Source organism: Gleimia hominis (genome assembly GCF_002871945.2).
Classification (GTDB): domain Bacteria; phylum Actinomycetota; class Actinomycetes; order Actinomycetales; family Actinomycetaceae; genus Gleimia; species Gleimia hominis_A.
Genome location: NZ_CP126963.1, coordinates 1,369,867 through 1,381,687, shown reverse-complemented (window position 1 = coordinate 1,381,687; position 11,821 = coordinate 1,369,867). Strand labels below are relative to the sequence as shown.

Genomic DNA, 11,821 nt, shown 5'->3' with positions numbered 1-11,821 from the left:
TAGGTAACGCGAGTTAATCGGTACTGGGTGCTTGCAGCTATTAATGTACTCAGTAGTCTTGCTATGGGCATAAAGTCATACTTCTCGTTCGCGGCAAGCTTGTCTTGTTGACTCTTTCCTTCGGAAACGGCGAAATCATTTCTCAAGCGTAACCTGAGTGGTATATTTACAACTGTCTTTATGAGAGCGCTCTCAAAAAGATGTGTTCTGATATTTGGTCGTGAATATGCGACTGCAGAAAGGTTATCTACGAAGGAGTAGTCGTGGCAGCGAGAAAAGGTTTTGCGGTGATGAGTTTATTCGCCGCTGCAGCTCTTACACTTACCGCGTGTGGTACTGGGAATAATTCTGGCAACGGTAGTAAAAATACCGATGGCGATATTACGCTTACCGTTGCGACATTCAATGAATTTGGTTACAGCAGAGAAATGTTTGATCAGTATGAGGCTGAGCATCCTGGTATTAAGGTAAAAGAGAAAAAAGCAGCTACCTCGAATGAGGCTCGAGACAACATGAACACCCGACTGGCCGCCGGTTCGGGCTTGTCGGATATTGAAGCGATTGAACTCGATTGGCTTCCTGAGCTTATGCAGTATTCAGACCAATTTGTGGATCTAAAATCATCTCAAACGGACGGTCGCTGGCTCGATTGGAAAACCAACGCAGCAACTAGTTCTGATGGAAAGCTGATCGGGTATGGAACTGATGCGGGACCGGAAGCAATTTGCTACAGAGCTGATCTATTCAAGAAAGCCGGTCTTCCAACTGAACGTGCGGAAGTCGCGAAACTTCTTGATGGTGGGTGGGATAGATACTTCGAAGTTGGTAAAGATTTCGTTGATAAAACGGGGATTCCCTGGTATTCAGGTGCGCCGTCCATATACCAAGGTATGATCGGGCAGATTAAGAACCCACTAGAAACAGATGACAACAAGGTTATTCCATTAGATGAGAATAAAGATGTAAAAGACGTATACAATACACTCATTGATAAATCGGTGGATGATAAGCTTTCAGCGCATCTCGCGGAGTGGAGTGAGGACTGGGTATCAAGTTTCCAGAATGACGGTTTTGCTACGCAACTTTGTCCCCCGTGGTTCCTTGGGATTATTGCTGGAAACGCGTCTGGTGTTGATGGCTGGGACATTGCCCCAGTGTTCCCCGGAGGCGGTGGCAACTGGGGTGGCTCATACTTAACTGTCCCTGCACAGGGCAAACACACAGCTGAAGCTAAGAAACTCGCTGAGTGGATGACGTCGCCGGAGCAACAGCTTAAAGCTTTTGAGACTAAGGGTAACTTTCCTTCGCAGGTTGAGGCACTTAGCTCCGAAAGATTGCTGAAATACAAAGATAAATTCTTTAACGATGCGCCTGCCGGCGAAATCTTCTCTGAAATGTCAAAGAGAGTTAAAGTTCAACCGCACAAGGGGCCAAATTATTTTGCAGTGACTGGGGTCGTTACCGACGCATTAACACGGGCAGATATCGATCAGACAGATAATGCGGAAAGCTCATGGGACAAGGCACTTACCGCATTTAAAGAGCTCAATCTTAAGTGAGTACTTGGTGTGGTTGGGAGGCCAGAAGGTTTCCCAATCATGCTGTCTTACATCAAAAAGTCGGTAACGCTTGGAAAAGAGTTCTAGTATGGAAAAAATAGGTATCCCAAAGTCACTAGCATTAGATGATAAGCATACAGCGACGGGTGGAAGACCTCCCGGAATTAACTTCCGTTCCCGTTTGAACAAACTCGAATATAAATGGTCCCCTTACATCTATATAGCGCCATTTTTTATGGTATTCGCCATAACCGGTTTATTTCCATTAATTTACACAGCATGGGTGTCACTTCATAATTGGCATCTGATTGGTGGTAATCAAGGATTTGTCGGAGTGGATAACTATGTGAGCGTCATTCAGCAAGAAACCTTCTGGATTTCGCTGCGTAATACATTTTCGATCTTTCTGCTTTCGTCGATTCCTCAAATCGTGACTGCGATCTTCATTGCATACATGCTCAACACGAACTTACGCGCCAAGACTTTTTGGCGCATGGGTGTGCTTTTGCCTTACATAGTTGCGCCTGTTGCAGTATCCTTAATCTTCTCTAAAATATTTGCGGACCAATCGGGTATGGTTAACGCAATTCTCGGTGTAGTAGGGATTGACGCAATTAACTGGCATGCAGATGCGCTATGGAGCCACATAGCAATTGCAACCATGGTTAACTTTAGATGGACAGGGTATAACGCCTTAATTGTTCTTGCAGCAATGCAGGCTATCCCTGCGGATCTCTATGAGGCTGCAACTGTTGATGGAGCTGGTCGGGCACGGCAGTTCTTTTCCATAACTATCCCTCAGCTTAAGTCCACTCTTGTTTTCGTTATCTTGACGTCAACCATCGGTGGGCTGCAAATATTTGATGAACCGCGCATGTTCGACACCTCGGGTGGCGGTGGCTCAGATCATCAGTGGCTTACTCAAACGATGTACCTTTATGATCTGGGCTGGGGGCCGCAAAAGAGTTTTGGAAAGGCTGCGGCAGTTGCTTGGATACTGTTCCTCATTATTATCGTTTTTGCCGGCATTAACTATGTTCTTACCCAACAGATTTCGTCGTCAGGAATGAAAAGACAAACGCGTAAAAAAGACCGAAAAACAATGCAAACTCGCACGGGCGCGACATCAGACCCTTCGATACCTTCTGCTACCAGTTTGGAGGTGAGGAAATGAGTAAGAACACAACTCCCTCAGTCGCAATGACTCTGCAGATTGCAGGTAAAGGTGCGGCGCGTGCTGCTCGGCGCCGTCGTGAGAAAGAGAATAAGCGGCGTGTTCATCAATCGTTTGGCGTGAACCGACGACCACGGTGGCTAACCTACACGATTCTTTTGCTGGTAGTTCTAGTTTTTGCTTATCCGCTGTACTACACGTTCTTGCTTGCTTCCTCGGACGCGCCGACCATCGCGAAAACCCCAATTCCGTCATTAATTCCAAGAGGTAATTTTATTGCGAACTTGGATCGTGTTATGAACTCGGGAATTGACCTTTGGGGCGCATTCATAAACTCGCTGATTGTTGCGGTGATTGTTTCTCTATCAGTCGTATTCTTCTCTACACTCGCTGGTTTTGCATTTTCAAAGCTGCGTTTCCGGGGGCGTGATGGGTTGTTAACGTTCGTCATCGCAACTATGGCTGTTCCTGCCCAGTTGGGTGTTGTTCCGCTCTTCATGATTATGGCCAAACTTGGGTGGACTGGACAGCTCATTTCCGTAATCGTGCCCGGAATGGTTTCTGCTTTTGGGGTGTTCTGGATGACTCAGTACATTCGGGATGCACTGCCGTATGAACTTATAGAATCTGCACGCGTTGACGGAGCAAGTTTATTCCGAACTTTCAGATCAATAGCGTTACCGGCTGCGCTTCCAGCAGCATCTATGCTAGCGCTATTTACGTTTGTCGGTTCTTGGACTAATTTCTTCTGGCCATTCATCGTGCTTGGAACCGAAAACCCAACACTGCCAGTTGCGCTTCAACTATTGCAAGCCTCATGGTTTAAGGATTACTCATTGATCATGGCAGGCGTCATAGTTGCCACTGTCCCACTAGTAATTTTGTTTGTTTTTGCCGGGCGTCAACTCGTGTCCGGAATTATGCAAGGAGCTGTTAAAGGATGACACGTATTATTGAGTTTCCAAATGATTTTCGTTGGGGAGTAGCTACTGCTGCTGCTCAAGTTGAAGGTGCTGGCCGTGAGGGTGGTAAAGGCGAATCTATATGGGATGCGCTATGCAAACGTCCAGGAGCGATCTTGGATAAGTCCGATATCCAAGTGGCGTGTGACCACTATCATCGGATGCCAGAGGACGTGGCCCTAATGAAGGATCTTAATGTTGGTACGTATCGGTTCTCTGTTTCGTGGGCGCGGGTGATGCCGGATGGGCGGTCCATCAATGCCGAAGGGCTTGACTTTTACGAGCGTCTTGTAGATGAACTACGAAATGCCGGGATTGTTCCATGGCTTACCCTTTACCATTGGGATTTGCCAGAAGTGCTGCAGCAAGCTGGTGGCTGGGTCAATCGGGAGACATCTTATCTTTTTGCAGATTATGCAGAAGCAGTATTCGATCGACTTTGCGACAAGGTACCGACGTGGACAACCCTTAATGAACCATGGTGCTCATCCCTTTTATCGTATGCAGCTGGTATTCATGCACCTGCACATACTGATCCAGTTGAGGCGGTCGCAGCGGTCCACCATCTACTTCTCGGACACGGACTCGCCATGGACCGTATGCGTCGAATGGAGAAGGGACGGGGGATCAGAAGGGAAATGGGATTGACGTTAAACTACACGGTCGCTCATCCCGAGAATCCGGAGGATCTCAAAGATGTAGAAGCTGCCCGCAGGATTGATGGACTCTCTGTTCGACTCTTTACGGATCCTATATTCAGAGCGTCGTACCCCGCAGATGTCGTGGAAGACATGAGAAGCGGCAGTAACGCTGACATTGAAACCTTTGTGAAAGAAGGCGATATGGACTTAATCAGTGCTCCTATTGATGTTCTCGGCGTGAACTTCTATAACGGTCAGATGGTCTCCGGAAAAAACGCGCCCGATACAGAAACTGCTAAACTTCCGCCACTGGGATCGGATGAACTAGTCGCCAGGCCACGAGTAACGCGAGACGAATATGGGTATGCACATGCTTCACCAAATGTTGGTTCAGAATGGGTCACCGGTGTATCCCGCGGCTATCCTCGAACGGCGATGGATTGGGAAGTACATGCGGACGACCTACGAATTCTTCTCAAGAGAATTTACAAAGATTACACAGAAGCTGCTGGGACGCGGATTGTGATAACAGAAAATGGGGCAGCTTACGATGATCACCCCGATGAGAATGGATACGTAGATGACTCAAACCCCGCGGAGGGACGTCTTGCGTATCTTCGTGATCACATTTGTGCTGTAAAAAGCGCAATGGACGAAGGTGTGGATGTCGCCGGCTATCTTGTTTGGTCGTTCCTTGACAACTTCGAATGGGCCTTGGGGTATACAAAACGCTTTGGCATAGTGAGAGTTGATTACGAGACACAAAAGCGTATACCGAAGGCTTCTGCACTCTGGTATCGAGACGTCATTGCCTCTAACTCTGTTCAGATACCCTGATGTAAAGAGAGTATTGCATGGGTGTCAGGGTGTCAGGGTGTCAGGGTGCCAGGGTGTCGGCGTGTCTTAGCGCCGGCACCCAGTATGGCTAGATTAGGAATGCGAGTGGGCGAAAAAAACGGATCCGTTACTCTGGAAGACGTGGCTGCAGCTGCTGGAGTCTCGCGAGCTACTGCGTCAAGAGTTGTACGTGGTGATGTGAAGGTTAGCAAGGTTAAACTGAAGGCTGTACAGCGCGTTGTTGCGGAACTAGGCTATGTGCCGAACGGTGCTGCTAGAACCATTGCCACACGGAGAACCGATACCGTCGCAGTTATAGTTCCCGAGCCCAATAAACGAATATTCTCCGATCCGTTCTTTTACCGCACGCTGGGTGCTCTTTCGTTTGCATTCGAAGCGGGCAATACACAGCTTGTCATGGTGTTCGCAGATAGAACTGGACGTGATAGGAAAATACAGAAGTTTCTGAATGGCGGAAATATAGATGGCGCTATTGTCGTTTCGCACCACCAGGTTCGCGGACAGATTGAGACGTTCTTGGAAGCCCCAATTCCTGTTGTTTTTATCGGACGACCTATCTCAAAAGATCGTGTTTTATCGTGGGTGGATGTGGATAATCGAGATGGGGGTAGACTCGCAGCGCGTCGCCTAGTAAAGAACGATGGTAGAAAACACTTAGCGATAATCACCGGTGCGATGGATATGGTTTCGGCGCAAGATCGACTGGCGGGGTTTATGGAGGAGGCAAAATCCTTCGGTGTTAATCCCCTGCAAGTTGCTGGTGAATACACGCTTGAGTCTGGCCGTAAGGCGGCCCACAGACTGACACCAATGATCCGAGAGGGGATTGTTGACGGCGTGTTTTGTTCTTCCGATCTTATGTCTAGAGGTCTGCTTTCGCTGTGGGGTGAAGAAGGCGTAAGAGTTCCACAAGATGTGGCATTGGTCTCGTTTGACAATATTGAGAGTGATCTTACATCTCCTCCCTTGACTACGATTGAGAATCCGATTGAGCGTATGAGTGAAGCCGCAGTCGTAATGCTGGAGAGCTTGATAGCGGGAGAAGAAACGCGACAACCTGTCCTTGTGCCTGCTCATCTAATTGAACGTGTATCAGGATAAATGACTCTTAGTCCTCACGCATAGATTTGTGGGGCAGCGACCTAACCAGTCGCTGCCCCACAAGTGTGTAGGATTTCTACCTTCGGTAGTCGTCCCAATCCTCGTCGGTAGCCGGGGGGATTTCCCCGTACTTACTTTTCTTTATCTCGCCTCGCTGTGCTGCTAGTTCCCGCTCCAGAGCTGCATAGTCGGTCTCTGGGCTGTAGTACTTCAGCTTGCGAGCGACTTTCGTCTGCTTGGCCTTCTGACGGCCGCGCCCCATAGGCGTCGACCCCCTCCACATGTCGAACGGACTGGTCTATCCAATCCGTAGGTTTAACGCTGTCTTCGGCCCCATTGTACAAAATCAACGGGGCAATTTTCCATTCTATGGACTTTTCTGTCGTATACCGCGATACAGAAGCTGCGGAAGTAACTATTTCTTACGCAGCAGGGCGATACCAACGATCGCAGCCACACCGGCCGCCACGGACGCTAAGCGAGTGATAGCTGTTTTGTCGCCCTCTTTCGCATCCTCAACCGTCTTGGTGGCAAAGCTCTTCCACTCGTCCGCTTTCACACGGGCCTTCTGCTTCGCCTGATCCATCTGCGCCCGCGGATCCAACCGGCTAGTCAACTCATCCACCGTGGATTGTATGGCAAGCCGCGTCCGCTGCAGTTCCGACTCAATATCTTCCACAGTCCGTGGTTTCTCTTCGCTCACTTGTTGTCCAATCCCATCTTCGCCGCAGCGACATCCAACTTGAGGTTCGTGGACGGGTCCGGCTTTTCCGCCATCCCCTTCTTCAACGCCTGGATCCCTACCAGCACGAGGATCAGGGTAATCACCAGTAAGATCCCTACCACGATGAGGGCCGCTGCCCACTCCGGCAGCGCCAACGCAATAGCTTTCTCAATGGTCCTGAAAATCCACCCGAGCATGAACAAGCCGAACACGGCGCCGCCGGCAAGTAGGCCAGCGCCCAGCCCCGCCTTCTTCACCGTGCTGGTGGCTTTCAGCTTCGTCAGCTCAATCTCACCGCGGATCAGTGATGTAATTTGGTTTGAAAGTTCGCCAAACAGCTCACCGATACTAGTGTTCGGTCTGGACTGCGTGGTGTTCACGACCGCCACGGGCGGTGTTGGTCGCGTATCTTCAGCCATAGTTCACTCCTCGTAAGTAGGACCTACCGTAAACAGGTCATAACGCTAGTTTGTCATGTCTACTCGGTCTTCGCGTCTTTTCGTTACCCGTAACAACTATTCTAACCAGCCACAACGCAAGGGGAAGTCCCAATTTATTCCGCGGCGATAGTAGCAAGCATCGGTTGGTTTGCGGCGCGGATAGCCGGTAGAACAGCGGCAACCAGCCCCACCCCAACCGCGGCGAGCAGCACCCAACCAACGGTCGGCCAGGGGATCGACAGGGTAGAGATCCCAGAATCCTTCAAGTACACCACCAGAGCACTGCCACACGCCACGCCCGCAGCAATCCCCAGGATCGTGCCATACAGGGCCGTCAGAACCGCTTCAACGGTTATCATCGCCCCGTTCGCTACACGCGAATACCCAATCGCTTTCAGCAACGCGATCTCTGGGGCACGTTCCGAAACAGACAGCCCAAGAGTGTTCAAAATCCCCAGCACCGCAATCACAATCGACAGGCCCACCAGCGCGTATAGTACGCCCAGCACCATATTCAAATACGTGCCGATCTGGCCAACCATATCCGCCTTATCCGATACCGTTAGCGTGTACGCATCCTTCAGGTCGTGCTGCAGGGTGGATTTCACGTCCGCAACCTTCGCCCCGTTTGTGACCCGCACCAGCACGGTGGTGCGCCCCATCATCGTCATCCCCAGGTCTTTCGCTTTCTTACTGTCAATAAGTAGCGATTGTCCGCCCGACGTGGAGTCCGTGATTGCCCCAAGCGTCACTTTTTGCGGACCCTTATCCGTCAGCAGTGTCAGTTCGTCGCCCAGCTTCAACTTCTGGGTGGTAGCGAACGTTTTCGGAGCCGCAATCTTGCCCTCAGAAAGCGCGTTCAAACCACCTTCAGTGAACTTCATGTTGTAGTCGGCTTTCAACTGATCGGGGTTGGCCGCTAAAAACACTGTGGGGGTCGGTTCCTCAGGCGATTCATTCGTAATTATTGGCGTGAGGGAAGCCTGGTAATCAGCGCTAACCTGCCCAACGCCAGCAGCTGAACTGATTTTGTCCACCTGTTCGTCACTAATGCGTTCCATCCCGGTTTGCGAACTGATCACAAGGTCGGCCTTAACTTCGCTGCGTACCGCGTCTTCCGTGGAAGTACGCACCGAGTCAACAATCACCATCCCGGCTGCAACCAGGGCCATACCAACGAACAGAGCGCCCGCGGTCGCGGCGGTTCGACGCGGGTTTCGGATCGTGTTGCCCACCGCTAACCGCGCGGTGAGTGGGCCCGTTACCCGCAGGGGGGCACCCAACGCGCCAATGATGACCTTAACTAGCAGCGGGGAAGCCGCCAGCACGCCAAGCAGCAGTGCGCCAGAGCCAACTCCAAGCAGGGTACCGGGGTGAGAACTGATTTGCTTCGCTCCCATCCACAGGCACACGACCCCTGCGGCGATCCCTATGAACCCCAGGGTCGAGCGCAGCACTAAGGATGGTTCGCGCACACCCGAAACTTCGCGCATCGCTTCCACAGGTGGGGTGTTCGCGGCCTCGCGCGCAGGAATGATGGCGCCCACCACGGTCACGAGCGTGCCCACGATCATAGAGATCACAATGATGCGGGTGGACAGGAACGGGGAGGAATCGGCCTCAAGCCCCACATATTCCAACCCGGCTTGCGCCGCCCACAGTAGCCCGTTCCCAGCCAGCAGGCCGATCGCGGAACCGATCACACCGATGAACAGTGCCTGCAGCGCAACGGTCGCAAAAATCTGCCCCGGCGACGCCCCAGCTGCCCGCAGGTACGCGTACTGTTTCTGCCGGGCCTTCACCGCCATCGTGAACGTGTTGGCAATAATAAAGGTGGATACGCCCAGCGCGATCACAATAAACACGAGCAGCAGCGTGGTCGCGAACGCGAGGGCCGTATCCATCGTCTGGTTCCGCGCGTCCACCACCTGCGCGGTTGTGCGTACATCCAGGTTGCTGCCCACCTTGTCGACAACCGCCTTCTTCACCTGCTGCACGTTTGCACCCGACTTAGTTTGGATCGAAATGCTTTGCACCATACTCGGGTCCGACACGTACGCTTTCAGATGTTCTTGCGGCATCATTATCGCGTTCATGAGGGTAATTGGTTTACCCGTGGTGGCGGTGGAAACTATGTGTGCCTCATGCTTTTTGCCCTGTATCACGAACGTGAGAGTGTCTCCGGTGTGTTTGCCAAGGCGTTTTGCGTACGAGGCTTCTAGGGTGACGTCGTTTTCTTCGGTTGGTTCGGGGCCGTCGAACGTCCAGGGTTGGAAGCCAGTTGGTGCAGACAGTAAAGCGGTGATGAATCCGCCACCGTTCGACTGGGGGACGTCGTCTTTGCCCAGCACGGTTACGGGCACCATGTACTGCGCCCGCACAGTTTGAACGCCCTCTACCTCTTTGATCTGATCCACGAGGTTCGCAGGCACTTTGGCGCGCGGGCTTTCTTGTTTCCCGAGTTTCTTGCCTTCAACGTGGAGCGTGCCGGAAACGGTTTGCGACAGGGCTTGCGACAGGGTGTCGGACAGGTTCGCGCGCAGCGCGAGCGTGCCGGATAAGAACGCGACACCGAGCACAACGGACAAAATGGTGACGATAAAACGGGTGAAGTTCCCCGTCACGTCTCGCAGCGCGAGTTTAATCACGATTGTGTCTCCTCGGTGTCTGCGGCGTGTGTCTCCTCAGTGCTTGCGGCATTCGTTTCTTCAGTGGCCGCCGAGTGTGTTTCCTTAGTTTCCCCCGTATCGCTCACCGGGTTTTCTTGAGGTTCGTTCAGACTCTTGCCATTGCGGGGCACAACCGGAATCGAGCCGGTCACCGGATCTTCCTCCTCCGGAACAACAGAACCAGGTAGGTTCGCCAGGATTTCTTGCGCCGCATCCACCACGCGGGCAGCTTCCGGCTCCAACTCGCCTGCGGGCGCTAGTCTGCGCAGCGTCTGGTCTAGGGTTTCGCCCGGTAACTGCGCGTCCACCAGCGTATTTCGTGCATGAGGCGTTGGCTGACTGCTTGTTCGCCTACCCGTGCCAGTGGTGGGCGGAGCATCCGTATTGGAGGTTGGCGGAGCCCCTGCGCTAGAGGTAGGCGGAAGGTCTGTATTGGAAGCAGCGGGGGAGTGCGCACCAGTGGTATCTGGCGCTCCTGCTCCAGTGGTGGCCGCTGCGTTTGTTTTGGCGGCCGCCGAGGCCGGGGGCTGAGCTGCAGTGGAATTTGCCGTCGGTTCGGGCTCGTCGTCGGAACCGAGTTCACGCAGTGCCTCCAACACGCGGTCGCGGTTCGGCTTTGTCAACTGGGCGACCACCTGCCCATCAACTAGGAATAGGATCCGATCGGCCCAAGCAGCTGCATCGGGCTCATGGGTCACCATCACCACGGTCTGCCCGAACTCGTCAACTGCGCTGCGTAGAAAACGCAGTACTTGCGCGGACGCGTTCGAATCTAGGTTTCCCGTAGGTTCGTCGGCAAAAATAACAGCTGGTTCACTCACCAGCGCGCGGGCACAAGCCACCCGCTGCTGCTGCCCACCCGAAAGCTCTGCGGGCCGGTGGGTTAAACGTTCACGTAACCCAACTGCGTCCACCACCTGGTTGAACCGCTTCGGATCAACTTTTTGCTTCGCGATCTTGGCGGGCAGAAGAATGTTTTCTTTCGCATTCAACGTGGGGATCAGGTTGAAAGTTTGGAAGATAAACCCGATTTTGTCGCGCCGCAGCTTCGTGAGTTTACGCTGCGACATTTTCGACACGGTAGTGCCATCGAGCTCCAAATGACCCTCATTAATGGAATCTAAACCTGCCAGGCAGTGCATCAAAGTGGATTTACCAGAGCCCGATGGTCCCATGATCGCGGTGAATTGCCCGCGTCCGATCTGCACGTCAACATCGTGCAACGCCTGTACTGCGGCGTCGCCTTTACCATAAATTTTTGTGAGGCCGCGAGCGGTCACAATCGCGTCTTCTGGCGTCGATACTGGTTCCAATAAGCCCATGGTTAAAGCATACGGCTTAGTTAGGGGCTGGCGGCAACCGCTTCGGCGCGTGCCCAAGAGCCACCATGGTTGGAAGTCGATATTTGAACTTGAGGTTCTTTCTTCGAAGCCCTGGGCAAGGGGAAAAGAAACCCGGAGGGGGAATAAACCAAAACCCTGAGGGAGTAGAAAACCCGCGGGGAGTAAAGAAAAACCCTGAGGGAGTAGAAAACCCGCGGGGAGTAAAGAAAAACCCCGCGTTGTTCACGCGGGGGTTGTGGGCCCACGGGGAATCGAACCCCGAACCCACGGATTAAAAGTCCGTTGCTCTGCCAATTGAGCTATAGGCCCGCTACTTGCCTCTCGGTGCCACCCGGGTCTGCGCTTAAGCG

At 52.6% G+C, this 11,821-nt stretch carries 10 protein-coding genes and 1 tRNA gene; 5 read left to right on the top strand and 6 right to left on the bottom strand.

Annotation, left to right across the window (positions count from 1 at the left end; genetic code table 11):
• Positions 1–263: 263 nt before the first annotated feature.
• The 5 genes from CJ187_RS06090 (at position 264) to CJ187_RS06070 (ending at position 6,295) form a co-directional block, all read left to right on the top strand.
• Positions 264–1,559, top strand: coding sequence for an ABC transporter substrate-binding protein (locus CJ187_RS06090; RefSeq protein WP_233187370.1), 1,296 nt, complete (start codon positions 264–266; stop codon positions 1,557–1,559).
• 88 nt (positions 1,560–1,647) lie between these two features.
• Positions 1,648–2,733 (top strand): carbohydrate ABC transporter permease, encoded by a 1,086-nt coding sequence (locus tag CJ187_RS06085; RefSeq protein ID WP_102216738.1) that lies wholly within the window; start codon positions 1,648–1,650, stop codon positions 2,731–2,733.
• Positions 2,730–3,677, top strand: a complete 948-nt coding sequence (locus CJ187_RS06080) for a carbohydrate ABC transporter permease (RefSeq protein ID WP_102216737.1) — start codon at positions 2,730–2,732, stop codon at positions 3,675–3,677. Before CJ187_RS06085 ends, CJ187_RS06080 begins: the two co-directional genes overlap by 4 nt.
• Entirely contained in the window at positions 3,674–5,173 is a 1,500-nt protein-coding gene (locus tag CJ187_RS06075; RefSeq protein WP_102216736.1) for a glycoside hydrolase family 1 protein, read from the top strand. The genes CJ187_RS06080 and CJ187_RS06075 overlap by 4 nt, the downstream gene beginning before the upstream one ends.
• A gap of 105 nt (positions 5,174–5,278) precedes the next feature.
• Positions 5,279–6,295 (top strand): LacI family DNA-binding transcriptional regulator, encoded by a 1,017-nt coding sequence (locus CJ187_RS06070; RefSeq protein ID WP_158237742.1) that lies wholly within the window; start codon positions 5,279–5,281, stop codon positions 6,293–6,295.
• Between the two features lie 76 nt (positions 6,296–6,371).
• Here CJ187_RS06070 and CJ187_RS06065 read toward each other — a convergent pair whose 3' ends face one another.
• The 6 genes from CJ187_RS06065 to CJ187_RS06040 all read right to left on the bottom strand — a co-directional run bounded on the left by CJ187_RS06065 (position 6,372) and on the right by CJ187_RS06040 (position 11,780).
• On the bottom strand, positions 6,372–6,557 hold the full coding sequence (locus tag CJ187_RS06065; protein ID WP_102216734.1) for a DUF3073 domain-containing protein: 186 nt from the start codon (positions 6,555–6,557) through the stop codon (positions 6,372–6,374).
• A 153-nt stretch (positions 6,558–6,710) separates the two neighbouring features.
• Positions 6,711–6,998, bottom strand: coding sequence for a DUF3618 domain-containing protein (locus CJ187_RS06060; protein WP_158237741.1), 288 nt, complete (start codon positions 6,996–6,998; stop codon positions 6,711–6,713).
• Positions 6,995–7,438, bottom strand: a complete 444-nt coding sequence (locus tag CJ187_RS06055) for a phage holin family protein (RefSeq protein WP_102216733.1) — start codon at positions 7,436–7,438, stop codon at positions 6,995–6,997. Before CJ187_RS06055 ends, CJ187_RS06060 begins: the two co-directional genes overlap by 4 nt.
• A gap of 134 nt (positions 7,439–7,572) precedes the next feature.
• A complete protein-coding gene (locus CJ187_RS06050; RefSeq protein WP_102216732.1) occupies positions 7,573–10,107 on the bottom strand; it encodes an ABC transporter permease in 2,535 nt (844 codons plus the stop codon).
• On the bottom strand, positions 10,104–11,441 hold the full coding sequence (locus CJ187_RS09410; protein ID WP_350223576.1) for an ABC transporter ATP-binding protein: 1,338 nt from the start codon (positions 11,439–11,441) through the stop codon (positions 10,104–10,106). Before CJ187_RS09410 ends, CJ187_RS06050 begins: the two co-directional genes overlap by 4 nt.
• 266 nt (positions 11,442–11,707) lie before the next feature.
• Positions 11,708–11,780 (bottom strand) — tRNA-Lys (locus CJ187_RS06040).
• Between the last annotated feature and the right edge of the window lie 41 nt (positions 11,781–11,821).